This is a genomic window from Paraburkholderia sp. Clong3 (assembly GCF_050436485.1).
GTDB lineage: Bacteria > Pseudomonadota > Gammaproteobacteria > Burkholderiales > Burkholderiaceae > Paraburkholderia > Paraburkholderia tuberum.
In genome coordinates this window covers 170,192-193,207 of sequence record NZ_JBNDMH010000003.1, presented here as the reverse complement: position 1 = coordinate 193,207, position 23,016 = coordinate 170,192, and the positions used below count along the sequence as shown (strand labels likewise).

General features: G+C 63.8%; 26 protein-coding genes and 2 pseudogenes. 15 read left to right on the top strand and 13 right to left on the bottom strand.

All coding sequences use genetic code 11. The annotated features are described in order from the left end of the window. Position 1 precedes the first annotated feature (1 nt). Positions 2 to 745, top strand: coding sequence for a TIGR00730 family Rossman fold protein (locus OKW30_RS24375; protein WP_035471771.1), 744 nt, complete (start codon positions 2 to 4; stop codon positions 743 to 745). Positions 746 to 1,073: 328 nt separating this feature from the next. Beyond that, positions 1,074 to 1,586: pseudogene (locus OKW30_RS24370) on the top strand (chromate transporter); the annotation flags it as partial. A 134-nt stretch (positions 1,587 to 1,720) separates the two neighbouring features. On the opposite strand, the gene OKW30_RS24365 reads toward OKW30_RS24370, so the two are convergent. After that, a complete protein-coding gene (locus tag OKW30_RS24365; RefSeq protein ID WP_409259241.1) occupies positions 1,721 to 3,247 on the bottom strand; it encodes an AMP nucleosidase in 1,527 nt (508 codons plus the stop codon). Between the two features lie 189 nt (positions 3,248 to 3,436). Between OKW30_RS24365 and OKW30_RS24360 the strand changes: the two genes are divergently transcribed. The 5 genes from OKW30_RS24360 to OKW30_RS24340 all read left to right on the top strand — a co-directional run bounded on the left by OKW30_RS24360 (position 3,437) and on the right by OKW30_RS24340 (position 7,058). Next, complete coding sequence (locus OKW30_RS24360; protein WP_429347852.1) at positions 3,437 to 3,832, top strand: hypothetical protein; 396 nt, start codon at positions 3,437 to 3,439, stop codon at positions 3,830 to 3,832. A 214-nt stretch (positions 3,833 to 4,046) separates the two neighbouring features. After that, positions 4,047 to 5,042, top strand: coding sequence for a homoserine kinase (locus OKW30_RS24355; protein WP_429347851.1), 996 nt, complete (start codon positions 4,047 to 4,049; stop codon positions 5,040 to 5,042). Further along, positions 5,033 to 5,839 carry a BPSS1780 family membrane protein gene (locus OKW30_RS24350; protein WP_184072184.1) on the top strand — a complete coding sequence of 269 codons (807 nt, stop codon included), beginning with the start codon at positions 5,033 to 5,035 and terminating at the stop codon, positions 5,837 to 5,839. The genes OKW30_RS24355 and OKW30_RS24350 overlap by 10 nt, the downstream gene beginning before the upstream one ends. 175 nt (positions 5,840 to 6,014) lie before the next feature. After that, positions 6,015 to 6,467 (top strand): MarR family winged helix-turn-helix transcriptional regulator, encoded by a 453-nt coding sequence (locus OKW30_RS24345; protein ID WP_184072185.1) that lies wholly within the window; start codon positions 6,015 to 6,017, stop codon positions 6,465 to 6,467. A 171-nt stretch (positions 6,468 to 6,638) separates the two neighbouring features. After that, positions 6,639 to 7,058 (top strand): organic hydroperoxide resistance protein, encoded by a 420-nt coding sequence (locus OKW30_RS24340; RefSeq protein ID WP_429347850.1) that lies wholly within the window; start codon positions 6,639 to 6,641, stop codon positions 7,056 to 7,058. Between the two features lie 165 nt (positions 7,059 to 7,223). Here the strand turns inward: OKW30_RS24340 and OKW30_RS24335 are convergent, their stop codons facing one another. After that, positions 7,224 to 7,517: a hypothetical protein gene (locus OKW30_RS24335; protein WP_429349235.1), complete on the bottom strand. Its 294-nt coding sequence runs from the start codon at positions 7,515 to 7,517 to the stop codon at positions 7,224 to 7,226. On the opposite strand from OKW30_RS24335, the pseudogene OKW30_RS24330 reads away from it, so the two are divergent. Both OKW30_RS24330 and OKW30_RS24325 read left to right on the top strand, forming a co-directional pair. Then, positions 7,450 to 8,316 (top strand): annotated as a pseudogene (locus tag OKW30_RS24330) (cryptochrome/photolyase family protein); the annotation flags it as partial. The gene OKW30_RS24335 and the pseudogene OKW30_RS24330 sit on opposite strands and share 68 nt — an antisense overlap. A gap of 57 nt (positions 8,317 to 8,373) precedes the next feature. Continuing rightward, positions 8,374 to 8,832 carry a TspO/MBR family protein gene (locus OKW30_RS24325; RefSeq protein ID WP_429347849.1) on the top strand — a complete coding sequence of 153 codons (459 nt, stop codon included), beginning with the start codon at positions 8,374 to 8,376 and terminating at the stop codon, positions 8,830 to 8,832. Positions 8,833 to 8,988: 156 nt separating this feature from the next. On the opposite strand, the gene OKW30_RS24320 is transcribed toward OKW30_RS24325, so the two are convergent. Together OKW30_RS24320 and OKW30_RS24315 are read right to left on the bottom strand one after the other, a co-directional pair. Then, positions 8,989 to 9,168, bottom strand: coding sequence for a DUF3563 family protein (locus OKW30_RS24320; RefSeq protein WP_090808381.1), 180 nt, complete (start codon positions 9,166 to 9,168; stop codon positions 8,989 to 8,991). 109 nt (positions 9,169 to 9,277) lie between these two features. Continuing rightward, positions 9,278 to 10,456 carry an extracellular catalytic domain type 1 short-chain-length polyhydroxyalkanoate depolymerase gene (locus OKW30_RS24315; protein WP_184072187.1) on the bottom strand — a complete coding sequence of 393 codons (1,179 nt, stop codon included), beginning with the start codon at positions 10,454 to 10,456 and terminating at the stop codon, positions 9,278 to 9,280. A 358-nt stretch (positions 10,457 to 10,814) separates the two neighbouring features. Here OKW30_RS24315 and OKW30_RS24310 point away from each other — a divergent pair, with 358 nt between their 5' ends. The 4 genes from OKW30_RS24310 (at position 10,815) to OKW30_RS24295 (ending at position 13,891) form a co-directional block, all read left to right on the top strand. Continuing rightward, the gene (locus tag OKW30_RS24310; protein WP_184057481.1) at positions 10,815 to 11,516 is read left to right on the top strand and encodes a phosphatase PAP2 family protein; all 702 of its coding nucleotides are present in this window, start codon (positions 10,815 to 10,817) and stop codon (positions 11,514 to 11,516) included. Between the two features lie 192 nt (positions 11,517 to 11,708). Beyond that, positions 11,709 to 12,482: a molybdate ABC transporter substrate-binding protein gene (modA, locus tag OKW30_RS24305; protein WP_184072189.1), complete on the top strand. Its 774-nt coding sequence runs from the start codon at positions 11,709 to 11,711 to the stop codon at positions 12,480 to 12,482. Positions 12,483 to 12,504: 22 nt separating this feature from the next. Then, entirely contained in the window at positions 12,505 to 13,179 is a 675-nt protein-coding gene (modB, locus tag OKW30_RS24300; RefSeq protein WP_090808372.1) for a molybdate ABC transporter permease subunit, read from the top strand. Position 13,180: 1 nt separating this feature from the next. Then, complete coding sequence (locus tag OKW30_RS24295; RefSeq protein ID WP_187628864.1) at positions 13,181 to 13,891, top strand: sulfate/molybdate ABC transporter ATP-binding protein; 711 nt, start codon at positions 13,181 to 13,183, stop codon at positions 13,889 to 13,891. 37 nt (positions 13,892 to 13,928) lie between these two features. On the opposite strand, the gene OKW30_RS24290 is transcribed toward OKW30_RS24295, so the two are convergent. Beyond that, positions 13,929 to 14,774, bottom strand: a complete 846-nt coding sequence (locus OKW30_RS24290) for a TOBE domain-containing protein (RefSeq protein ID WP_429347848.1) — start codon at positions 14,772 to 14,774, stop codon at positions 13,929 to 13,931. Between the two features lie 85 nt (positions 14,775 to 14,859). Next, entirely contained in the window at positions 14,860 to 15,564 is a 705-nt protein-coding gene (locus tag OKW30_RS24285) for an SDR family NAD(P)-dependent oxidoreductase (protein WP_429347847.1), read from the bottom strand. Positions 15,565 to 15,708: 144 nt separating this feature from the next. On the opposite strand from OKW30_RS24285, the gene OKW30_RS24280 reads away from it, so the two are divergent. Then, positions 15,709 to 15,957, top strand: coding sequence for a hypothetical protein (locus tag OKW30_RS24280; protein ID WP_184054868.1), 249 nt, complete (start codon positions 15,709 to 15,711; stop codon positions 15,955 to 15,957). 59 nt (positions 15,958 to 16,016) lie between these two features. On the opposite strand, the gene arsH is transcribed toward OKW30_RS24280, so the two are convergent. The 7 genes from arsH to OKW30_RS24245 all read right to left on the bottom strand — a co-directional run bounded on the left by arsH (position 16,017) and on the right by OKW30_RS24245 (position 22,044). Further along, entirely contained in the window at positions 16,017 to 16,778 is a 762-nt protein-coding gene (gene arsH / locus OKW30_RS24275) for an arsenical resistance protein ArsH (protein ID WP_429292010.1), read from the bottom strand. Then, positions 16,775 to 17,872, bottom strand: a complete 1,098-nt coding sequence (gene arsB, locus OKW30_RS24270; protein WP_184072196.1) for an ACR3 family arsenite efflux transporter — start codon at positions 17,870 to 17,872, stop codon at positions 16,775 to 16,777. The genes arsH and arsB overlap by 4 nt, the downstream gene beginning before the upstream one ends. After that, a complete protein-coding gene (locus OKW30_RS24265) occupies positions 17,859 to 18,380 on the bottom strand; it encodes an arsenate reductase ArsC (protein ID WP_184036097.1) in 522 nt (173 codons plus the stop codon). The genes arsB and OKW30_RS24265 overlap by 14 nt, the downstream gene beginning before the upstream one ends. Continuing rightward, positions 18,377 to 18,847 (bottom strand): ArsI/CadI family heavy metal resistance metalloenzyme, encoded by a 471-nt coding sequence (locus OKW30_RS24260; protein ID WP_184057496.1) that lies wholly within the window; start codon positions 18,845 to 18,847, stop codon positions 18,377 to 18,379. The genes OKW30_RS24265 and OKW30_RS24260 overlap by 4 nt, the downstream gene beginning before the upstream one ends. After that, positions 18,844 to 19,176, bottom strand: coding sequence for an ArsR/SmtB family transcription factor (locus OKW30_RS24255; RefSeq protein ID WP_018424160.1), 333 nt, complete (start codon positions 19,174 to 19,176; stop codon positions 18,844 to 18,846). The genes OKW30_RS24260 and OKW30_RS24255 overlap by 4 nt, the downstream gene beginning before the upstream one ends. A 676-nt stretch (positions 19,177 to 19,852) precedes the next feature. Then, a complete protein-coding gene (locus OKW30_RS24250; protein ID WP_184071579.1) occupies positions 19,853 to 21,181 on the bottom strand; it encodes an IS110 family transposase in 1,329 nt (442 codons plus the stop codon). 473 nt (positions 21,182 to 21,654) lie between these two features. Further along, a complete protein-coding gene (locus tag OKW30_RS24245; protein ID WP_429347846.1) occupies positions 21,655 to 22,044 on the bottom strand; it encodes a tautomerase family protein in 390 nt (129 codons plus the stop codon). A 99-nt stretch (positions 22,045 to 22,143) separates the two neighbouring features. Between OKW30_RS24245 and OKW30_RS24240 the strand changes: the two genes are divergently transcribed. Beyond that, positions 22,144 to 22,995: a LysR family transcriptional regulator gene (locus OKW30_RS24240; protein WP_429347845.1), complete on the top strand. Its 852-nt coding sequence runs from the start codon at positions 22,144 to 22,146 to the stop codon at positions 22,993 to 22,995. Positions 22,996 to 23,016 lie beyond the last annotated feature (21 nt).

Below are 23,016 nucleotides of genomic sequence, written 5' to 3'. Positions count from 1 at the left end.
TATGACTAAGAGAAAAGTGATTCCGAGTCTGCGATCGCTCGCAGATCAAGAGCGCGCAACGGCCAAGAAAGCCCGCGCATCGTGGCAGATGTTCACGATTATGGCAGAGTTTATCGAGGCGACCGAGTACCTGTCGGAGATTCGCCCGGCGGTCAGCATCTACGGTTCGGCGCGCCTGAAACCGAACTCGCCGTACTACAAACTCGCCACGCAGATCGCGCGCAAATTGTCGGATGCTGGCTTCGCGGTGATCTCCGGCGGCGGCCCCGGCATCATGGAAGCGGCCAACAAGGGCGCGCATGCGGGCAAGGCGCCTTCGGTCGGTCTGAACATCGAGTTGCCGCACGAGCAGTCGGGCAACCAGTGGCAGGACATCTCGCTGCGCTTCCGCCATTTCTTCACGCGCAAGGTCACGTTCGTGAAGAACTCGGACGCGGTGATCGTGATGCCCGGCGGCTTCGGCACGCTCGACGAACTGGCCGAAGTGCTCACGCTGATCCAGACCAAGAAGTCGCGCCATGTGCCGATCATTCTGGTCGGCGCCGAGTTCTGGGAAGGTCTGCTCGCGTGGTTCAAGAGCGCTCTGATTCCGATGGGTTTGATCAATCCGACCGACATCGATCTGATGCAGGTGATCGACAATCCGGACCAGGTGCTCGAAGCGGTGCTCAAGTTCTACGAAGACCGCGAGGAAGGCGAAGTTCATCCGGTCAAGTCGGAAGAAGACCGGATGTTCTACCTGTGATGGCAAGAGGCTGCGCGCCTCGCATTGCGCGTAGCACGATGCCCATCGTCGCGCACATGGCGGGCAGCCTTCGGGCTGCCCGCTTTCGTTTAGCAGGCCAGTTTGCGGCGCGCTGACTGTCAACCGGATTGGCGAACAAATCGTTTGCACGCTTGCCGTCCGGCGCTAACGTGCTCAGCTGGTACTCGAAGCTCGCAATCTGAACGAACTCACCTCACCCGAAGCCGCGCTCGCGCGCCGCGCACTCGTCGATGCTGCGACTGCCGCTGCTGCCGACGATGCTCGTGCTCACGCCGCTCAGCATTTATCTTGCTGCAAGGAGCGCGCGATGAACGACATGCTCGATTCCCTTGCGGCGATTTTTAGTCAGCTGTCGCTGCTCGCGTTCGGCGGCGGCAATACGATCCTTCCGGAGATGCAGCGGCAGGTGGTCGACGTGCATCACTGGATGCCGGCCAGCGAGTTCAGCGCGCTGTTCGCGCTCGCTCAAGCCGCGCCCGGCCCGAACCAGATGATCGTCACGCTGATCGACTGGCATGTGGCCGGCTGGGCCGGCATGCTCGTCACGTCGATTGCGAAGTTCGGGCCGTCGTCGCTCCTGACGATCCTCGCGCTGCATGCGTGGGACCGCTTCAAGGACCGTCCGTGGCGCCGCTTTGCGCAGCTGGGACTCGTGCCGGTGACGACCGGCCTCGTCGCGGCGAGCGCGGCGCTGATCGCACGCGCGTCGAATCCGACCGCGATAGCGTGGGCGATTACTGCGTTCACGGCCGTGATGGCGACGAAGACGCGGATTCATCCGCTGTGGCTGCTGGCGGCGGGGAGCTTGATCGGGTTGACCCGGTTTCGGGCAGGGTTGAGCCGGCGAGCGTCACCTCGACAACCAACGAAGATTGGTTCCGACGTCGCTCGCGAGCCATCTTCAAAGCGGCACATCCAGCGTAAGCGGGCTGTTTATCAGTGCCTCGGTCTGAGTTACTGAAACGCGACTTCCGCGAAACTGCGCAGCTTGCGGCTATGCAATCGATGCAGCCCATTCATCCGCAGCAGTTCCATCGCCTTCACGCCGATCTGCAGATGCTGATCGACCTGCGCGCGATAGAACTGATCGGCCATGCCCGGCAGCTTCAGCTCGCCGTGCAGCGGCTTGTCCGACACGCACAGCAACGTGCCGTAAGGCACGCGGAAGCGGAAACCGTTCGCGGCGATCGTCGCGCTTTCCATATCGAGCGCGATTGCACGGCTTTGCGACAGCCGCTGCACCGGCTCGCGATGATCGCGCAGCTCCCAGTTGCGATTGTCGACGCTCGCCACCGTGCCCGTGCGCATCACGCGCTTCAGCTCGACGCCGTCGAGCTGCGTGACCTGCGCGACCGCGCGCTCGAGCGCGACCTGCACTTCGGCGAGCGCCGGAATCGGCACCCACAGCGGCAGATCGGCATCGAGCACATGATCTTCGCGCACATAGCCGTGCGCGAGCACGTAGTCGCCGAGACGCTGCGTGTTGCGCAGTCCCGCGCAGTGGCCGAGCATGATCCACGCATGCGGACGCAGCACCGCGATGTGATCGGTGATGGTCTTCGCATTCGACGGCCCGACCCCAATGTTGATCATCGTGATGCCGCTGCCGTCCGCGCGTTTCAGGTGATAGGCCGGCATCTGCGGCAGACGTGGCGGCAGCGTGCCCTCCTGCGCCTGCTCGCCGAGATTCTCGTTGTAGGTGATGACGTCGCCGGGCTCGACGAACGACGTGTATTCGCTGCGATAGGCGCGCAATTCCTCGTCGTCGGTACGGGCCATCATGCCCCGGCCGAGCTTGACGAATTCGTCGATATAGAACTGGTAGTTGGTGTACAGCACGTAGTTCTGCACATGCGTCGGCGAGGTCGCCGTGTAGTGCTTCAGCCGATGCAGTGAAAAATCGACGCGCGCCGCCGTGAACAACGCGAGCGGATGCGGCTCGCCCGGCAGCGGCTCGTACGTGCCGTTGACGATGCGGTCGTCGAGCAGCGCGAGGTCCGGTATATCGAAGATGTCGCGCATCAGGAACAGGCGCTCGCGGTCCAGATCGCCTTCGAGGTGGATGCCCTCGGCGAACGCGAAATGAATCGGAATCGGCTGGTCCGACACACCGACTTCGATCTGCACGTGATGATTCTTCGCCAGCAGCCGCAGTTGCTCGCGATAGTAGTTGCCGAACAGGTCTGGCCGCGTGACGGTCGTCTCGAACACGCCCGGCCCCGCGACGAAACCGTACGAGCGGCGTGAATCGACGTGCGTGTTGACCTCGGTACGCACGCGCACGAACGGATAACAGGCGCGCACGCGATGGTCGAACTGCTCGTTGCGGCGATAGCGCGCGAACGCATCGCGCAGGAACGACGTGTTCGCCTCGTAGATCGCGGCGAGGCGGGTGACGGCCTCGGCCGCGTCGTCGAAGCCTTCGGTTGGGAAGCTGTTGGCGGGAGTCTGCACCGTGCGCTGATTGATATCGTTGTTGATCATCATCGTTCACCCTTTTTGATGAGACGACATTACCACGGAACCCGCTGTTGCCAAATGTCGGCGGCGACGCTTGCAACAGCGCCCGCGAGAACGCGCAGGTTGCGCGAAACCGGCGCAAAATAAGGCTTGGCGCCCGTGCGTCAGGCCGGATTTGCTAGAATCCGGGCACCCAATCGGAGAATCACCATGAAGCTGCTCCTTCCCATCGCTGTTGCGCTGGCTCTGGCCTTCGGCAACGCCGCGATGGCTGCCCAGCCCGTCGATGAACCGCCGGCCGCCGGCGTGCCCCAGTCCGCCAATGAACGGGCCGGTCTGCCGGACCTGGACAAGATCAATCGTCCGGGCGCAGAGGTCAGCTCGAAGGTCGACATCAACGTTCCGCGCACGCCGAGCTTTCACGAAGTCAGCCCGAACGGCACCGAAATCACTGAATTCCGCGACAAGGGCAAGCCGGTCGAAATCAACGTGCATTCGAATTTCGGCACCCGCTACCAGATGAGCGCGTCGCCCGACACGTCGCCCACCGTCCACGACAGCGGCAAGCCCAGTACGCGCTTGCCATCGGTGAATCTCCACTATTGATCGTTACGAAAGCGGCACGCCGGCAACGGCGGCCGCGGCGCGAGCGCGCCCCCGCTTAATCCGATCGCGGCCGCTGCGCGATGAACCCGCGCTGAATGCGGCGACGCTTGCACTTCGCCGTTCCGCATTCGTCGCCCGCTCCGCCACATTCGTTTGTCTCACCTCGCACTGGCCGCACCGCGCCAGCCCGAACAACCTGATCCGACGTTTCCGCATGGCCGTCTTCACCGCTGTCAACGAATCCCAACTCGCAGAATGGATGAGTCACTACGATCTCGGCGATGTCGTCGAGTTTCGCGGCATTTCGTCCGGCATTGAAAACAGCAACTTCTTTCTGACGACGACGCGCGGCGAATACGTGCTGACGATTTTCGAAAAGCTGACAGCTGAACAACTGCCGTTCTATCTGAACCTGATGCGGCATCTTGCCGCGCATCGCGTGCCGGTACCGGATCCGATGCCGCGTCTCGACGGCGCGCTGTTCGGCATGCTGCTCGGCAAACCCGCGACCATCGTGACGAAGCTCGAAGGCGCACCCGAACTCTCGCCGGGCGTCGAGCATTGCGTCGAGGTCGGCCAGATGCTCGCGCGCCTGCACCTCGCGGGCCGCGACTATCCGCGCTATCAGCCGAACCTGCGCAGCCTGCCGTGGTGGCGCGAAGCCGTGCCGACGATCCTGCCGTATCTGGAAGGCGAGCAGCGCGATCTGCTGGCGTCCGAGCTTGCGCATCAGGAAGCGTTCTTCGCCTCCGCCGATTACGCGGCAATGCCCGCGGGCCCGTGCCACGCCGACCTGTTCCGCGACAACGCGATGTTCGCTCACGCGGCGCCCGACACCGGCCACGAAGTGCGGCTCGGTGGTTTCTTCGATTTCTATTTCGCCGGCTGCGACAAGTGGCTGTTCGACGTCGCGGTGACGGTCAACGACTGGTGCGTCGACCTCGCGACCGGCAAGCTCGACGCCGAGCGCACCGAGGCGCTGTTGCGCGCGTATCAGACGGTGCGGCCGTTCACCGTCGAGGAAAACCATCACTGGGGCGACATGCTGCGTGCGGGCGCATACCGTTTCTGGGTCTCGCGCCTGTATGATTTTCATTTGCCGCGCGCGGCCGAACTGCTGAAGCCGCACGACCCCGGTCATTTCGAACGCATTCTGCGCGAGCGCCTGCAGGGCGTCGCGAATCCAGGCATCCATACCTCATGCAACTGATCGAAGTCCCCGCGAAAACCGGCTATGTGTGGTTCCGCCAGGGTATCTGGCTATTCCGCAAGAATCCGCTCGCCTTTCTGACGCTGTTCTTCACCTATTTGCTGGTGATGACGCTCGTGTCGCAGATTCCGGTGGTCGGCGGCGTGTTGCCGCTATTGTTCATTCCCGGTGTCGCGGTCGGCTTCATGGCCGCATGCCGCAACACGATCGCGGGCAAACCGGTGTTTCCGACCATCCTTGTCGACGGCTTTCATTCGTACGGCCCGGTGGTCGCGCGGCGGCTGCTCGTGCTCGGCGTGCTGTATGTCATCGCCATGGCGCTCGTGCTGGCAGGCTCGGCGCTCGCCGACGGCGGCATGCTGCTGAAGGTGATGCTCGGCAACGCGTCGATGGACGAGAACACGATCGCCAACAGCAATATCCCGCTCGCGGTGATCACCGCGCTCGCGTTCTACATACCGGTCGCGATGCTGTTCTGGTTCTCGCCCATCCTCGCCGCCTGGCACGACGTACCGCCCATCAAGGCGATGTTCTTCAGCGTCGTCAGTTGCTGGCGCAATCGCGGCGCTTTCGTCGTATTTGCGGCGCTGTGGTTTGCAGTCGCAACGGTCGTGTCGATCGGACTGTCCGCACTGATGCAGGCGCTCGGCGCGGCCGACTTCGCGTTCGCGATCCTGATGCCCGCGACGATGATCGTCACGACCATGCTGTACTGCTCGTTCTACGCGACCTATCGCGGCTGCTTCGGCGTGCAGACGCCGCAAACGCCGGATCTGCCGACCACGCCGGCGGCCTGATCCGTCGTTCCGGCGCGGGAGCCGTTCTGGCGCCCGCGCGCGCCGCGTGTTCCGCGCGCACCTTCCCGACGTCTCTGTCGACACACCTGTTCCCGACGCTCGGCATCCTGAATCGACTTGCGGCACAATGGTTTGCGTGCAATCCATTTGCACGCTCTTTTTGCCGAGATGAATCATGACCCAGCGCCCCGCTCTCCCCTTCACGCTCGACGAGCAACTGTGCTTCGCGCTCTACTCGACCTCGCTCGCGATGACGAAAGCGTACAAGCCGCTGCTCGAAAAGCTCGGACTCACGTATCCACAGTATCTGGCGATGCTCGTGCTGTGGGAAACCGACGAGGTCACCGTCAAGGACATGGCCGCGCGCCTGAATCTCGATCCGGCGACGGTCACGCCGCTGCTCAAGCGTCTCGAAGCGCAAGGACTCGTCGCGCGCGCGCGCGGCACCGACGATGAGCGCCTCGTCTACATTCGCCTGACGGGCGCGGGCAAGGCGCTCAAGCGTCAGGCGCGCGACGTGCCCGGCGAAATCTTCTGCGCGACGCAGCAGACGGCGGACTTCCTGCTGCGTCTGCGCGACGACCTCACACGCCTGCGCACGACGCTCAACGACTTCATGGACCAGTAGGGCGATAACTGAAAAGGACTAGTTCCGGTTCCATCGCAAAATTCATTTGCACACAAATGATTTGTGTACTATCTTGCTCACATGCCGCTTCGCTAGCGCTTCGCCAGACCGGCGAACCGGCAGCCAGCGGCAAACAAACCAACCCTGACACCCCAGACTAGGAACCGCACCATGAACATCCTCTACAAGGCAAGCGCAACGAGCACCGGCGGCCGCGACGGCCGCGCCGTATCGTCGGACGATGCATTGGACGTGAAGCTGGCGGCACCGCGTGAACTCGGCGGAAATGGCGCAGCAGGCACGAATCCCGAACAGCTGTTTGCAGCCGGCTACTCGGCCTGTTTCCTGAGCGCCATGAAGTTTGTCGCCGGCCAGCGCAAACAGGCCCTGCCGGCCGACACGCAGGTTTCCGGCGACGTCGGCATCGGTCCGAACGACAAGGGCGGCTTCGCGCTCGACATCGACCTGCGTATCACTCTGCCGGGTCTGGCTGCGGACGCTGCCAGGGAACTGGTGGATGCAGCGCACCAGGTCTGCCCGTACTCGAACGCTACGCGTAACAACGTCGCGGTTCGTCTGCACGTCGCTTGAGGTCAGGTCGGCCGTTGCGCCGATCAGCAATGCTCAAGAAGAACCGCTCACGGCGCATTACCCGGTGCCGTCGCGAGCAGCGCCCGCACCCTGCACAATAGGGCCGGGCGCTGATTGTTTTCGCGCGCACGGCACGCATCCTGCGTAGCCGGTCCTCGACCACCTTCAGCCCGACCGCCTCTCCCGATGACATGCGCCCGCCGCCTGCACGACAGCTTCGACTCCGGCCTCGTCTGGTTCCGCCGCGATCTGTGCAGCACCGATCATGCCGCGCTGTAGTACGCGCCCAAGCATTGCGAGCGTATCTGGTGCGTGTTCGTATTCGACACGACGATCCTGCAGCCGATTGTCGATGCCTGGCAGACGCGCCACCCAGGCGAGCCGGGGCAGGATCGCCACACTCGACCAGCTCGGCTTCGCGCCTGGCAACCTGACGGACTTGCAACTGCCCGCCGGCATGAGCGGCGCCCAACAGCCGCTCGACGATTTCCTCACGCGCATCGACAGCTACGCGGAACGGCGCGATTTCCCCGCTGTGAAAAGCCGAGCTATCTGTCGGTGCATCTGCGCTTCGGCACGGTGTCGATCCGCACATTGGCGCGGCTCGCGTACGAGATGTCGCTGCAACCCGACGGCAAAGGCGCCGCGACATGGCTGTCGGGACCGATCTGGTGGGATTTTTACTTCATGGTCCTCGCGCACCACCCGCGCCTCGCGAAAAGCGCGCCGTTCAAGCCGGAATACGAGCAGTTGCACCAGGAAAAAGGCCGCTCGGCCGACGCAGCGTTCGCCGCCTGGTGCGACGGCCGCACCGGCTATCCGCTCGTCGATGCCGCGATGCTGCAGTTGAACCAGACCGGCTATATGCACAACCGTCTGCGGATGGTCACGGCAAGCTTCCTCGCGAAGGATCTCGGCATCGACTGGCGGCTCGGCGAGCGATACTTCGCCGATTTGCTGAACGACTTCGATTTCTCGGCGAACAACGGCGGCTGGCAGTGGGCCGCCTCGACCGGCTACGGCGCGCAACCTTACCCCCGTATTTTCAATCCGGTCACGCGAGCCGAAAAATTCGACCCCGACGGCGCTTTATCGAACGATATCTACCGCAGCTCGCGAACTTGCCGGCAAAATGGATTCACGCGCGGTGGCTGGCCGGCGCTGAGCGGCTCGCGGAATTCGGTGCATGGTACTGGGCGGGAATTATCCCGAACGGATCGTCGACCAGGCACAGGCCCGCGAGCGCACACTGGCCTGATACGGAAAGTGAGTGCCTGCTCACATTATTGAATAAGAAGGTCTGAAGGGGGCGAAGATGCGCCGTCTGCCGTCGCTGCTCGTGTTTTTGATCCTGACGCTGGCGGCCGGCTGGGCCGCGAGTCTGTCTCTGCCGGACGCGTGGTACACGGGCCTGCAAAAGCCTGTGTTCAATCCGCCGATCTGGGTTTTCCCACCGGTCTGGACCGTACTTTACGTGCTGATGGCGTTTTCCGCGTGGCGCGTGTGGAAGCGCGACGGCCTGACCGCGGCGATCGTACTGTGGGTCGTGCAGCTGGTGTTCAACGCCGCGTGGATGTGGCTGTTTTTCGGCCTGCATCGGCCGGAGACGGCGCTGATCGACATCCTGATTCTGCTGCTACTGATCGTGATGCTGACGTATGTGTTCTGGCGGCGCGATCGCCTCGCGGGCATTCTGCTCGTGCCGTATGTCGTGTGGGTCGCGTACGCCGCGCTTTTGAACTACGCGTTGTGGCAGTTGAATCCGGCTGCTTGAGTGGAGTCTGCCAAGCGGGCGCGAAGGCCGCGCGATGAGTAAAGGGGAGTGCGCGATACGGGCAATGGCCTTGATGGCCAACCCCAAACACCAGCGCCTCACCACGCGCCGATGTTCCGATTGCTGACGGCCTGATCCCGGTTACAGGCAGTCGGCTTAGCCGTAGTGCTGGCTCATCCACGACGGACGCGCGTTCGTCTCTTGATCGAGCTTGCGCATGCGGAATTCGAGATCGTAGAGATCGGTCGCTTCAGCGAGATAGGCGTCAGCGCGCTCCTTCGCGAGCTGGTCCGGCGACTTGGTCAGAAACAGGAACAGGCGGCTGATCAGATACATGGTTCACCTCGGCAGTGATAGCTAGGCGTTTACGCCTAAGGGATAACCCGCATTATAGGGAAAACCCTGATTTCATGCCACTGCTCATTTTCGAGGTGTTGCGCGGACGTCACCGCCCGACCGACGATGCCGCCAATCCTTCCGCGATGCGGCCCGCGTCCGTGCGACGCTGATGCCGGAAAAACTCCCACAGCATGGCGCTCGCGTCCGGGCCCTTGGACGAGTGGAAGGGCAGCGCATCGTCGCCGCCGGCCCATGCGTGACCCAGCCCCTGCACACGACAAACCCGTACCACGCGCCGCCCGCCGCGCAGATAATCGCGCATCACGACGCCATTTTTGCGGTCCTCGCGCGTCTCGCCGGCTTTGCGCGCGCCGTTTACGTCAATGAGGCGGTTCAGACGCAGAAACTGTGTCGCCAACTGGTCCGCGTTGACCGGCGCCACCACATGGTCGGCATCGCCGTGGACGATCAATGCCGGCATGCCCGGGTATTGCGCGACGTTCGTGGTTTCGTCGACGAGTTCCGCCGGCTCGCGACGCGCGCCGCGCCGCATCACGTCCATCGCGGTAATGCCGGAGCGCGCCTCGCCGAAAGCGGGGCCGGAATGCAGCGCGACCGCGGCGAAATGGCCGGGGTACTTGACGGCCAATAGCGCGGTCAGCCCCGCGCCCGCTGAAATCCCCGCCACGTAGACACGCGCGCGGTCAAAGCCGTGTTGCTCGACCAGCGAATCCACCAGCGACACGACCGCGCGCGCTTCCGCGCCGCCCGCGTTATCGCCGGCATCGTACCAATGCCAGCAGCGGTGCGAGTGCGCGTGCTTCGATTGCTCCGGATACACGACCGCGAAGCCGTAGCGGTCGGCGAGCAGGTTCATGCGCGTACCCTCGGCGAATTCGTCGATCGACTGCGTGCAGCCATGCAGCATCACGACCAGCGGCATCGCCTCATGCGCATGCCCGGACGGGATATAGAGCCCGTACTGCAGGTGATTGACCAGCCGGCCCGGCGCGGCCGGCGCGGAATGGAACGAGCGCGTCCACGCGCCGCTCGCCCACGCGGCCGCGCGTGGACGCACGCGCGACTCGCGCGGCGCTTCGCGTTTCATCGGCGTGCGTAGCGCGGCAGCCGGCTTCAGTGGATGAGCCTTGCTCGACGGTTTGGTGGTGGCGGCGCGAACCGGTCGCGCCTGCGCTCGCTTGGCGGTTTTTTGCGCGTGTTCGGTTTGGATCGCGAGCAGGCGCTTGAAACCACGCAGCCAGATTTTCGACAGGCTTTTTGCCATCGGCGATAACCTCGCAAAAGGGACAAAGGCGGACCCCAAAACTGCGGATCAGATGAAGTTGTGCAATGCACAATAACATCATTTTTCCTGCGGTGCTGAACACAGCGCCGCTCTTCGTGCCCCATTTCGATCGTCGCGAACCTTGCCGGGGCCCTGTCGTCAAACCACGTCGACAGCCGTTCGGCAGCTCACATTCGGCGTGCAAAAGCGCTGTGCGCCGCAAGACCGTCGCGCGACACCCGACTATACTGGCGGTTGATCTCCCGACGTGTCGATCCGGGCCGCATCGGCGTTTCGTGCCGGCCGCGCGCCGATTTCCACCAACCCGATTTCACGCGACCCGCGTCGCGCTCCCGCCATGCCCGATTTACCGATCCACCTGTGGTATTCGATCACCAGCCTCGGCGGCGCCGGCTTGACGCTGCCGCTCGCGCTCGCCATCGCGCTGTGGTTGGCGGTCGGCTACTCGTGGCGGCTCGCGGCCTGCTGGCTCGCGCTGCTCGGTACGGCGATCGGCGTCGTGACCGTGACCAAGCTCGCCTTCCTCGGCTGGGGCGTCGGCGTGCGCGAGCTCGATTTCACCGGCGTCAGCGGTCACTCCATGCTGTCCACGGCCGTCTATCCGGTCGCGCTGTTTTTGATGCTATTGCCCGCGCGCCGCGCCGTCCGGCTGCTCGGCGTGCTCGGTGGGCTTGCCGCCGGCCTGGCGGTGGGCTTGTCGCGCGTCGTGCTGAGCGCGCATTCGCCGTCCGAAGCCGTGACTGGCTGCCTCGTCGGCGCGCTCGCCGCGCTCGTGTTCGTGCGCATCGCGTGGAATGCGGAGCCGGGCCGGCTGTCGGCGCTCCCGGTCACCGTCAGCCTGATGGTGCTGGCAATCCTGATGCACGGCGTGCACGTGCCCACGCAGCGCTGGGTCACGCATATCGCATTGAAGGTGTCCGGCCACGACCGGCCGTTCATTCGCGCGAAATGGCTGTCCCCACGCGACATTCGACCGTCGGCCGCGCCGCTGTCGCAAACGCGCAATACGCTCCAGCCGATGCGCGCGTCGGACATCTGAGCACGCTGCGCCGGCCCTTCCGCCGCGTTTTCAAGCTTCCTTTTACAGTTTCGTAGCACTTCCCTCGCGCTTCACGCCATACGTGAAGCGCTGCGCCGAATCGACCGTTTCGCCCACCGCTATAACCGCGCATATATTACGATAGCGTTTTTAAGCTACTGCTTCCCGTTCACGTCAGACTCCAGGTCCTTCATGACACTCTCTTGCCATCTGAAGCAGTACGCGCTGTGCGTCGCAGCCGCCGTCGCCGTCGTGGTCAGCGTCAATGCCCACGCCGATGAACTGGTGGTCTCGGCCGCCGCCAGCCTGACCAATGCGTTCAAGGCGGTCGGCGACGCGTTCGAGCAACAGCATCCGGGCACCAAGGTTCTGTTGAACTTCGGCGCGTCCGACGTGCTGATGCAACAAATCGTCAAAGGCGCGCCCGCCGACGTATTCGCGTCCGCGGATCAGAAGGCAATGGACAAGGCCGCCGCCGAAAAGGTGATCGTGCCGTCGACGCGGCGCGACTTCGCCGCCAACTCGCTGGTGCTGATCGTGCCAGCCGACAGTCATTTCGCGCCCGCCAACCTCAATGCGCTGACGACCGCGAACGTCAAGCGAGTCGCGTTCGGCGATCCGGCCTCGGTGCCGGTTGGCCGCTACACGCAGGGCGCGCTTCAGGCCGCCGGCGTATGGGACGCGGTCAGCGCGAAGGCGGTGCTCGCGTCGAACGTGCGTCAGAGCCTTGATTACGTCGCGCGCGGCGAAGTCGACGCCGGCTTCGTGTTCGGCACCGATGCCGCGATCATGCCCGACAAGGTCAAGGTCGCGCTGAACCTGCCGACGCAAACGCCGATCGGCTATCCGATCGCGCAGGTCGAAGGAAGCCATCACGCGGCCGACGCGCAAGCCTTCATCGACTTCGTGCTATCGCCGGCCGGCCAGGCGGTGCTCGCGAAGTACGGCTTCAAGCCGGCGCATTGATTCACGGGGAGAGCACACGCTCATGCAACAGGCCTGGGTTCCGCTGCTGCTATCGCTGAAGGTCGCAGGATGGGCCACCGCGCTCACTCTCGTGCTCGGCGTCGCGGCCGCGCTCGGCCTGTCGCGCTGGCGCTCCGGCGCGCGCGACGTGATCGATTCGCTGCTGATGCTGCCGCTCGTGCTGCCGCCCACCGTGCTCGGCTATTACCTGCTCGTGCTGCTCGGCCGACGCGGCGTGATCGGCGCGTGGCTCGACCGCTTCGACATCCAGCTCGTCTTCACGTGGCAGGGCGCGGTGATCGCGTCGACGGTGGTCGCGTTTCCGCTCGTGCTGAAGTCCGCGCGCGCCGCCTTTGAGGGCGTCGATCCGCAGTTGGAGCGCGCGGCGCGCACGCTCGGCGTCAGCGAAGCCGCGGTGTTTTTCCGCGTGACGCTGCCGCTCGCCGCGCGCGGGATCCTCGCGGGCGGCCTGCTCGCGTTCGCGCGCGCGCTCGGCGAATTCGGCGCGACGCTGATGATCGCGGGCAATCTGCCTGGCCGCACGCAGACACTGTCGGTCGCGGTCTATTCGGCGGTGCAGGCCGGCGACGACAGCACCGCCAACTTCCTCGTGCTCGTGACATCGGTCGCGTGCGTGACGATCCTGCTGCTCGCGGGGCGTCTCGTGCCGCAGCACACGCTTCTGAGAGCCCGCTGACATGCCGCTCAACGTCGCCATCCGCAAGACCTTCGAGACCGCCGAGCGGCGCTTCACGCTCGACGTCGCGTTCAGCGCGAGCACGCAGCGGCTCGTGCTGTTCGGGCCGTCGGGTGCGGGCAAGAGCCTGACCTTGCAGGCGATCGCCGGCTTGCTGCGTCCCGATGAAGGGACCATCACGCTGCACGGCACCACCTTGTTCGATAGCGCGGTCGGCATCGATCAGAAGCCGCAGGCGCGCAAGATCGCGTATCTGTTTCAGGACTACGCGCTGTTTCCGCATCTGAATGTGCGGCAGAACATCGGCTTCGGGCTGCACCGGGGCTGGCTCAATCCGCGTGCGCGCGGCGCGCATGCGCAGGTCGATTACTGGCTCGATGCGCTCGAATTGAGGGGCTTGGCGGGCAATCACCCGGCGCAGTTGTCGGGCGGGCAGAAGCAGCGTGTGGCGCTCGCGCGCGCGCTGGTTTCGCAGCCGCGCCTGCTGTTGCTCGACGAGCCGTTTTCCGCACTGGATAGTGAGTTGCGCCAGCGCATGCGACGCGAGCTATCGGACCTGCAAACGCGGCTCGATATTCCGATGGTGCTGATCACGCACGATCCGGACGACGTCGCCGCATTCGGCGATCAGGTCGTGCGGGTCAGCGACGGCCGCGTGCGCGAGGATCATCCGTTCGCAGGATATGCGCGCAGCGAGGCGTCGCCTCGTTGAGCGGGTGGCATTGCGCCTTGGTTACGCCCCGGCAACCTCAATCCTTCACGCCAAGTATTACGCTCGACGCCTTGAACACCGCGACCGCGCTCGCGCCTTCCTGCAAACCGAGCATGTCGACGCTGCCGTTGGTGACGACCGCCGTGACCACCGCGCCGCCTTCGAGCCCCAGCGACACTTCCGCGCTCACCGCGCCGCGCTTCACGCTGTGCACGGTGCCACGCAACTGATTGCGCGCCGACAGGTTCAACGGCGCATCGCGATCGCCATCACCCGGTACGAGCAAAACGACCCACGACGCCTTGATCAGCGCAAACGCCGCCACGCCGATCGCGAGCCCGAGGGCTTCGGTGCTCTCGTGCGTGAGCACGGCGACGATCGTGTGGCCGCCGGGCAGCGCGAGCGACACTTCGTCGTTGACGGTGCCGCGCTCGATCGCCGACACCGTGCCGTAGAACTGATTGCGCGCGCTCGTCTTCACGCCGATGCGGCCGATCAGGTCCCAGTCCGTCGCGAAGCCCTCGCCAATCGCCGCGCCCGCGCGTTCGAGAAAGCGTCGATGCTCGCGCTCGACCGCGCGAAACGTCTCGATCAGCTTCACCGCGCGCGGCGTCAGCGTCGTGCCGCCGCCGCCCTTGCCGCCGGTCAGACGCACGACGAGCGGCTCGCCGGCGAGGTTGTTCATCGTGTCGATGGCATCCCACGCGCCTTTGTAGCTGATGCCGACCGCCTTCGCCGCGCTCGTGATCGAGCCGGTCTCGCCAATCGCCGCAAGCAGCGCGATGCGGGCCGCGCCGCCGAGCGTCTGCGTGCCCGCCTGAAACCAGACGGAGCCGCCGAGTTCGAGGGCATCGCGGGGAGGTTCGGGGCGGTCGACGGTCATGGCAGAGAGTGGTTGAGGGTACGTGGAAGGGCGGCGAATCATTATAGCGACGCGCTCTTCCGCCGCTGGCCCCTACGCTTGCCGCTCACCATGGCACGACTCTGCCGAGGTAGTCGAGGTAATGCAAACCGGCACGGCCGTCGTAAGCGTCGATCGTGCTGACCAGGTTCGGGATGCTTTCGTCGATGCTCAGACGCGCGTCCGGCCCGCCCATATCGGTTCGCACCCAGCCGGGCGCCATCAGCAGCAGGGTTCTGGTATCGCTTCGATGACGCGCGGCAAAGCTTCGCATGAACATGTTGAGCGCGGCCTTGCTGCCGCGATAGACCTCGTAGTTGCCGTTCTCGTTGTTGGCGACGCTGCCCTGCCCCGACGACATCACGCCGATCGTGCCAGTCGGCCGAACGAGATCCTGCAGCGCCTCGACGACCCGCATCGGACTCAACGCGTTCGTCACCATCACGCGCACGAATTCGTCGGTCGATACATCCGCGATCGTTTCACTATCGTCGTTCTTGACGCCGGCGTTGACGAACAGCAGGTCGATCGGACGTCCTTCGAGGCGGCCCCGCAACGCGGCGACCTGTTCGGGCATCGTGATGTCGACCGTTTCGACTTCGAGTGCGTCATGTGACGCCGTCGCAAGCTGAAGGAGCCTGGTCGTGGAATTTTGCCTGCCGGTCGCGATGACTCGCCAGCCGCGCTTCAGATACTCCTCGACCATCGCAAAGCCGAGGCCGCGCGAGGCGCCGATCAGAAGCACGGTTTTTTGCTGGTTTGCGGGTTGCATGGAACGTTTCCTGTCGATGGACTCGGGTTAAAGCCGGTCCAGGAAATATAGTCCCGCGTGATACAGGGCGGAAGATGCAATGCTTGCACTTACCGACCGTGAATCGTCGACAATGAGCAAGCGCCCGAACCAGGAGACCCCGCGATGTCACCCTCTCGTGAATACTGGTTCCCAGCCAAACGCTATGGCTGGGGTTGGGGCCTTCCCGTGCGCTGGCAAGGATGGGTGACGCTGCTCGCGTATTTCGTGTTGCTCGGGGTGGTCGTATTCCGGTTTCAACCCGCGGGTCATCCGCTCACGTTCGCCTTGCTGGTCGCGCTATTAACCGTGGCTCTCGTGGTCGTGTGCTGGCTGAAGGGCGAGCCGCCGCGCTGGCGGTGGGGTAAGGACTAGCAAGTCCGCTCAGCCACGCCAGCACCCACGTCTCTAGCCGGGTTTGCAGGTGGTCGGGTTCATTCGGTTTCGCTGTCGTCGGTGTCGGCATTGGAGTTGATTTCGTGTCGCATCGCCGAGCCTGCAAGTACGCTTGCTTGCAGGGGCGCGGCCTCCTTGCGCTCGCTGTACCGATCGGTCAGATAGTCCGAACGGTCCCGCACGAGCAGCGTGAACTTGATCAGTTCTTCCATCACGTCGACCACGCGATCATAGTAGGACGAGGACTTCATACGGCCATCGGAATCGAATTCCTGGTATGCCTTCGCGACCGACGACTGATTGGGGATGGTCACCATCCGCATCCAGCGGCCAAGCACGCGCAGCGCGTTTACCGCATTGAACGATTGCGAGCCTCCGCACACCTGCATCACAGCCAGCGTGCGCCCTTGGGTCGGCCGTATTCCCGCGCTTTCGAGCGGCAGCCAGTCGATCTGATTCTTGAATACGGCCGTGAGATTGCCGTGGCGTTCCGGGCTGCACCAAACCTGCCCCTCCGACCACTCGGACAGCTTGCGCAGTTCGACGACCTTCGGATGATCTGCCGGGACGCTATCGGCGAGCGGCAGGCCGTGCGGGTCGAATACCCGCGTTTGCGCTCCGAAATGACGGAGGATGCGCTCGGCTTCGAGCGTCAGCAGCCGGCTATACGACGTTGCTCGCAGCGACCCGTAAAGCAGCAGGATGCGTGGCGGATGCGTTGAAGTCGTCACGGGTGCCAGCTTGTCCACGTCCGGTATATCGAGGTGAATAGGGCTGACGTTCGGCAGATCACTCATCACGATCCGTTTCTCCCCAAGTTGGGCGCGGCGTTCCGCTGCCCTGATTCGTACCATGCTTGCGAACGGTTCACGACCCCCACGACGAGCAGCATCACGGGGACCTCGATCAGAACCCCAACCACCGTTGCCAGTGCGGCACCCGAATGAAAACCGAACAGGCTGATGGCCGTGGCCACGGCGAGTTCGAAGAAGTTGCTTGCGCCAATCAGACTCGACGGGCCAGCGACGCAATGTGCGACGCCCAGCTGGCGGTTGAGCAGGTAGGCCAGTCCCGAGTTCAGAAACACCTGAATGAGGATTGGCACGGCGAGCATCGCGATCACCAGCGGCTGCTCAACGATCTGCTGACCCTGAAACGCAAACAGCAGGACCAGCGTCACGAGCAAGGCGCAGATGGACCAGGGACCGAGACGGGCAACGACGCTACGGAAATGCTCTTCGCCCTTTCGAAGAAAGCGTTGGCGCAGCAGTTGCGCGAGGATGACCGGGATCACTATGTAAAGGCCAACCGAAGCGATCAGTGTGTCCCAAGGCACTGTAATCGCGGACAGCCCGAGCAGTAACGCGACGAGTGGCGCGAACGCCACGACCATGATCGAGTCGTTCAGCGCGACCTGCGACAGAGTGAAATACGGGTCGCCCTTGCACAGCTGCGACCACACGAAGACCATTGCCGTGCACGGCGCGGCGGCGAGCAGGATGAGACCTGCGAGGTAGCTGTCGAGTTGCTCGACGGGCAGCCACGGCCTGAACACGTGACGAATGAACACCCAGCCCAACACGGCCATCGAGAACGGTTTGACGAGCCAGTTGACCGCGAGCGTCACGCCGATGCCGCGCCATTGGCTGCCGACCTGCTTCATCGCCGAGAAGTCGATCTTGATGAGCATCGGGATGATCATCACCCAGATCAGCACGCCGACGGGCAGGTTGACGTGCGCGACTTCCATGCGCCCGAGCGCCTGAAATGCGCCCGGCAACAACTGGCCGAGTATCACGCCTGCCACGATGCACAGCGCGACCCACACCGTCAGATAGCGCTCGAAGAAGCCGATAGCCGGGCGCGCGGCGGCACGAGCCTCAGCGCGACTCATTGGTTTCCTCTGCCGGACGCTCGCCAATGGCGCGCATTTCGCGCTGGATTGCGTCGTGGTTGAGCGCGTGCAGCGGCAGGTTCACGAACTGGCTCACGCGATTCATGATCTGTCGATAAACCTTGTCGAAAACTTCGCGCTTCTCGTCGTCGGTTCCCTGGCAGGCTGCGGGATCTTCAAAGCCCCAGTGCGCGCTGATCGGCTTGCCGGGCCAGATCGGGCAGACCTCGCCCGCGGCCTGATCGCATACGGTAATGACGAAGTCCATCTGCGGCGCGTCGGGCGTTGCGAACTCGTCCCAGCTCTTACTGCGCATCTTCGCGGTGTCGTAGCCCAGTGCCGCGCATTTCTCGATCGCGAACGGATTGACTGCGCCGGATGGATGGCTGCCCGCGCTGTACGCGCGAAACTGTCCTTTGCCAAGCACGTTGAACAGCGCCTCGGCCATGATGCTGCGTGCGCTGTTGCCCGTGCAGAGAATCAGTACGGAATATGGTTTGCCGCTCACGTGCGGCTCCGAAATGAAATGCTTGTCTGGGACGGAGCGCAGCAGGCTGCCGCGGATTCGTTTGCTGCCAATGCCTCTTGGGTATGAGATTGCCCATAGATGGGAGCCGATTCGAGGGTCAGAAAGGTTTCCCAGGCCACGCCTTGCGGATCGACGGTCCACGCCTTGTCCGACTTCGCGTAACAGCATGTCGTGCCGCTCTGGTGCTGCACGGGAACTTCAGCGGCGGCGAAGCGCGCGTTCATCTCTGCCAGTTCTTCATCGGTTTCGACCTGGATGCCAATGTGATCGACGCCAGGTTTCGCCCCGCGTTGCGAGATCGCGAAGTTCACGACGGGGTCGCTCAACTCCCACTTGCAGTAATCGCTCTTGATGACCGTCGGCTCGACGTTGCCAAACATCGCGCTGTAGAAGCGGATGCTGTCGGCAAGATTGTCCACAGCCACGTGAATGTGCATGCGTTTCATGTTTCGTCTCGGCAGCAGTTGGAAAGGTCGCTCGCGGCGCACGATGCACCGGAGCAGCAGTTCTCTGTGAGGAAGCCGATCAGCGACGTCATCGCGTCGAAGTTTGCGGTGTAGATGACGAAGCGCCCTTCCTGTCGCGGACTCACCAGTCCGGCGTGTGTCAGGTCTTTCAGGTGGAATGAAAGGCCGGAAGGCGAAATGCCTAACTGCTGCGCTATTTCACCAGCCGCCATGCCTTCGGGGCCGGCAACGACGAGCTGGCGAAAGATCGCGAGACGGGATTCGTGAGCGAGCGCGCCGAGCGCGCGTACGGCATTGATCGTGTCCATAAAGACACTATATCCACTTCACCGTTATATTTCGATATTTGTTGAAATATCGCAATTTGGTCGGTGGTTCGCTCTTTGATGACGCATGGCCGCTAGTCGGGACGGCTTGCGTACTGCGCAATCCAATTGCCGAGCGATACGCAAAATAGCACGCTCCGAAAACCGCGAAAAGCCAAGCCAGGCAATGCTTAAGCAGATTCTTGCGGCTCATGAAAGGACGGTAACGATCTGCGCCGCCGTAAGCCCGAGATTGACCGCATGACGCGGCGCAACCATCGAAAGGCGTGTGTGTGGACACGGCCAGCTGCGGCCTTTCGGTCTTTTGTGTTGGCCGGCCGTCTAAGCTTGAAAGCAGACGTTGTGGCCCTATTACGGTAGAGGCTAAAGGGCTAGCTGGATTAGAGGGCTTCCGAAGGCCCTGGCGCGTGGCAAGGCTTGTCGTCCATCTCGACGACGGTCGTGTGCCAACGGGCGCCCCGAACGTTCACCACTTAACAGTAAGCATCCGGGTTCCTGTAGCATGTGCCCCAACAAAAGGAGGCCCCTTAAGCATGGCTATTTACGCGGTCTGGAACAACAAAGGCGGGGTAGGGAAAAGCTACCTAACCTTTCAAATTGCCTGCGAATACGCGCGGCAAAACCCTCTCAAGAAACAAAAGCTATTCGGCGGTAGCTTTTACGTTGTCACCGGAACTGATTCAAGGCGGAACCCAAGCTTGGCGGCGCGACGTTTGAGGGCAGCGATACTTCGTTGGTGTTGCTGCTCTTCGTAGCGCTGCTGCCCTTGATCGACGAAGGCCTCGCCGCGAGTAAGCATGAAGTACACCATGCGCGCGAGCTTGTGTGCGACTGCGGTGTTGGCGCGCGGCTTGTCCATGCGGGCGCACAGGCGGCGGTAAAACGCGCCCAGCGCCGAGTCGCTATGGGAAAGGGTCATGGCCGCCATCTTGAGCGCCTGCCGCGCCCGGTTGGCCGAGCGCTTCGTGGCCGAGGACAATACCTTGCCGCCGCTGATCTTTGTGCCGGGTGTCAGCCCCAGCCACGAACAGAATTGCTTGACGCTGGCAAAGCGGCTCAGGTCCGGGCCGATCTCGGACAGCAGTGTCAGGACGGTGGACACACCCAAGCCGTTGATGCGTGTGAGATCGACGCCCGCCCAGTTGGCGAGTCTCTGCCGCTCGTTAAAGTTGATTCGCAGCCTGGTGCCGGCCTTCGGCGCCTTGCCCAGGTCGACGTGGTGCCCGCCACGCTCGTCCACCAGCGTCTGCAGGCGGGTATCGCATTCGCCAAGATGACGGGCAAGGTCGTCGTACATCGCCAGCGCCTGCTTGAGCACAAACAGGTGCTCCTCGCGCCAGTTGCCTGTTAATGCACGCGCGATATCGTCGGCGCTGCGCCTGATCCGGCCGTGACGAAAGCGGGCCAGCACCTTCGGATCGCGTTCGCCCGCGACGATGGCGCGGATGATCGCCTGTCCCGTCGTCCCCATGATGTCGCTCAGCACCTCGGTAAGCTGGATATTCATCTGCACCAGCGCTTTCTGCATGCGCTGCACCCAGCTGCCCTGTTCAGTGAGCAGCACCTCGCGCTGGCGTGCCACCGCGCGCACCACGCAGACCTCGTCGCCGGGGCGCCAGGCCGCCCGCAGCAGCCCCAGGCTCATCAGCTTCTGCAGCCACTGGCAGTCCTGCACGTCGCTCTTGCGGCCCGGTACGTACTTCATCTGCCGCGCGTCAACCAGCCACACCGCCAGCCCGCGCCGCTCCAGCACCTCGTACACCGGTATCCAGTAGGTTCCGGTCGATTCGAGTGCCACCGTATCGACACCGCACGCCAGCAACCAGTCGGCCATCGCGTTCAGATCGTCGGTCATCGTGCCGAATTCTCGCACCGGCCCATCGTCCGCGGTCCTGGGTACCGCTACCCAGTGGCTCGAACTACCTATATCGATTCCCGCTGCGTTCGGAAACACTTCGGGACCGTCTTCCCGCTTGCGCATTGCCATCGTTTGTCTCGCGATCGTTGATGAATGGCAGCGCCATGGGAAGCGTCGTATAGGACTCGATCTCTCAAACGGGATGCGGCTCGCGCCGCTCGCCACTGTCACCGACGATTCCCGGACCATGCTGAGTGCCGGGCTCGCTTCACGACGCTTGCCAACGTCGTAAGCTCGCACCAATGGGTTTTCGGTCATCGCGGCGCTGCTGACCACGTTATAGCCCATCGCCATCGCAACATCGTTTCTTCAGGAACACCGTACCCGGCACGGGTTTGGGACGCTGAGTATTCGTTATCGCGCGCAAGGGCGCCGGTGGACTCGAAGCTAACTCAGCAATCGTCCAGCGTTTGGGTCGACTTATTCGTAGTCCACGGGTGCATGTTCCGCCTGCACTGGCAGCTCGCTGCCAGTGCCACCAGTATCGATGAAAGTGGGACGGACTATCTATAAAGGGTCGTCTTCAGCCGCCCACTGTATGCTTACTGCCCTGAGCAGTACTGGCACAGTCCATTCCCAAACGACCAGTTCTCCTTCTCGACCTCGACGAGATTGATGAACACATCCTCGGACCGCACGCCCGGCGACTTCCCGAGTTCATCGACGATGCGCCGGTACAGCGCCTTCTTCTGCTCGACCGAGCGCGTGTTGCTGACGGTCAGCTGGATCACGACGAGATCGTCGCCGCGCTCGATATTCTGGTACTGCCGGTCGTAGATCATGTTGTCGGCCGTGTGCTCGGTGATCAGCATGAACATGTCGTCCTTCGGCACGTTGAACGTGTCCGCCAGCGAGCGCTGGATGCCGGCGCTCAGCGCCTGGCGGTACTCGGCCGGCTTGCCGGCGCGCAGTGAGATCCGGGTGAGCGGCATGATGGCCTCCTTGTTTGCGGTGTTGGGTTGAACACAGCTTAGGCGCGCTCGGTCATAATAAACAGATATCCCTGTCTATTTCATCCATTTCCATCCGAAATGAAAGTCCTCGATCTCGATGCGGTGCGCGCCTTCGTGCTGGTCGCCGATCTGCGCAGCTTCACGCGCGCCGCGGACGCGCTCGACACCACGCAATCGGCCGTCAGCCTGAAGCTGAAGCGACTGGAGGCGCACCTGGGCAAGCAGTTGCTGGAGCGCACGCCGCGCATCGTGCGCCTGTCCGCCGACGGCCACGCGTTTCTCGGCGCCGCGCGCGAGTTGCTGAACGCGCACGAGCGCGCGCTCGGCGCGCTGTCGGTGGAGCGGCGGCGGCTCGTGCTCGGGCTCAGCGAGCACGTCGCGGGCTCCGATCTGCCGCACCTGCTCGGCCGGCTCAACGCACACGATCCGGGCCTCGTGGTCGAGTTGCATATGGGCACATCGGCGGCGTTGCTCGCGCAGTTCGACGAACGCCGGCTCGATGCGGCGATCGTCCGCTACGGCGCCGACGAACCGCCGCGCGATGACGCGCAGACGCTGTTCAGCGAACCGCTCGGTTGGCTCGCGACGCCGGCATGGCTGCCGCGAGTCGGTGAGCCGCTAGCGCTCGCGCTATTGAGCCCGCCGTGCAACGTGCGTGACGTCGCGTTGCGCACGCTGACGGCGGCGGGGATCGCCTGGCAGGAGGTGTTTGTGGGTGGTGGCGTCGCGGCAGTGGGCGCGGCTGTGGCCGCTGGGCTCGCCGTGTCGCCGCTCGCGCGTCGGGTTGCGCCGCGCGGTCTGATCGACGTCGGCGCGCGGCTCAGCTTGCCGGCGCTGCCGGAATCGCGTGTGACGCTGCATTCGCGCGTGCGCGAGGCCCGCTCGGCGGAAACGCTGCGGCTGCTTGCAAACGGCCTCGCCACGGCGTGACGCCAAGACCGATGCCACACC

Excerpts from the sequence above, each read along its gene's own strand:
- OKW30_RS24375 (WP_035471771.1), top strand. The coding sequence starts at position 2 with ATGACTAAGAGAAAAGTGATTCCGAGTCTGCGATCGCTCGCAGATCAA.
- OKW30_RS24360 (WP_429347852.1), top strand. The coding sequence starts at position 3,437 with ATGAAGCTGCTCCTTCCCATCGCTGTTGCGCTGGCTCTGGCCTTCGGC.
- OKW30_RS24355 (WP_429347851.1), top strand. The coding sequence starts at position 4,047 with ATGGCCGTCTTCACCGCTGTCAACGAATCCCAACTCGCAGAATGGATG.
- OKW30_RS24350 (WP_184072184.1), top strand. The coding sequence starts at position 5,033 with ATGCAACTGATCGAAGTCCCCGCGAAAACCGGCTATGTGTGGTTCCGC.
- OKW30_RS24345 (WP_184072185.1), top strand. The coding sequence starts at position 6,015 with ATGACCCAGCGCCCCGCTCTCCCCTTCACGCTCGACGAGCAACTGTGC.
- OKW30_RS24340 (WP_429347850.1), top strand. The coding sequence starts at position 6,639 with ATGAACATCCTCTACAAGGCAAGCGCAACGAGCACCGGCGGCCGCGAC.
- OKW30_RS24335 (WP_429349235.1), bottom strand. The coding sequence starts at position 7,517 with ATGCCGGCGGGCAGTTGCAAGTCCGTCAGGTTGCCAGGCGCGAAGCCG.
- OKW30_RS24325 (WP_429347849.1), top strand. The coding sequence starts at position 8,374 with ATGCGCCGTCTGCCGTCGCTGCTCGTGTTTTTGATCCTGACGCTGGCG.
- OKW30_RS24320 (WP_090808381.1), bottom strand. The coding sequence starts at position 9,168 with ATGTATCTGATCAGCCGCCTGTTCCTGTTTCTGACCAAGTCGCCGGAC.
- OKW30_RS24315 (WP_184072187.1), bottom strand. The coding sequence starts at position 10,456 with ATGGCAAAAAGCCTGTCGAAAATCTGGCTGCGTGGTTTCAAGCGCCTG.
- OKW30_RS24310 (WP_184057481.1), top strand. The coding sequence starts at position 10,815 with ATGCCCGATTTACCGATCCACCTGTGGTATTCGATCACCAGCCTCGGC.
- modA (WP_184072189.1), top strand. The coding sequence starts at position 11,709 with ATGACACTCTCTTGCCATCTGAAGCAGTACGCGCTGTGCGTCGCAGCC.
- modB (WP_090808372.1), top strand. The coding sequence starts at position 12,505 with ATGCAACAGGCCTGGGTTCCGCTGCTGCTATCGCTGAAGGTCGCAGGA.
- OKW30_RS24295 (WP_187628864.1), top strand. The coding sequence starts at position 13,181 with ATGCCGCTCAACGTCGCCATCCGCAAGACCTTCGAGACCGCCGAGCGG.
- OKW30_RS24290 (WP_429347848.1), bottom strand. The coding sequence starts at position 14,774 with ATGACCGTCGACCGCCCCGAACCTCCCCGCGATGCCCTCGAACTCGGC.
- OKW30_RS24285 (WP_429347847.1), bottom strand. The coding sequence starts at position 15,564 with ATGCAACCCGCAAACCAGCAAAAAACCGTGCTTCTGATCGGCGCCTCG.
- OKW30_RS24280 (WP_184054868.1), top strand. The coding sequence starts at position 15,709 with ATGTCACCCTCTCGTGAATACTGGTTCCCAGCCAAACGCTATGGCTGG.
- arsB (WP_184072196.1), bottom strand. The coding sequence starts at position 17,872 with ATGAGTCGCGCTGAGGCTCGTGCCGCCGCGCGCCCGGCTATCGGCTTC.
- OKW30_RS24260 (WP_184057496.1), bottom strand. The coding sequence starts at position 18,847 with ATGAAACGCATGCACATTCACGTGGCTGTGGACAATCTTGCCGACAGC.
- OKW30_RS24255 (WP_018424160.1), bottom strand. The coding sequence starts at position 19,176 with ATGGACACGATCAATGCCGTACGCGCGCTCGGCGCGCTCGCTCACGAA.
- OKW30_RS24250 (WP_184071579.1), bottom strand. The coding sequence starts at position 21,181 with ATGGCAATGCGCAAGCGGGAAGACGGTCCCGAAGTGTTTCCGAACGCA.
- OKW30_RS24245 (WP_429347846.1), bottom strand. The coding sequence starts at position 22,044 with ATGCCGCTCACCCGGATCTCACTGCGCGCCGGCAAGCCGGCCGAGTAC.
- OKW30_RS24240 (WP_429347845.1), top strand. The coding sequence starts at position 22,144 with ATGAAAGTCCTCGATCTCGATGCGGTGCGCGCCTTCGTGCTGGTCGCC.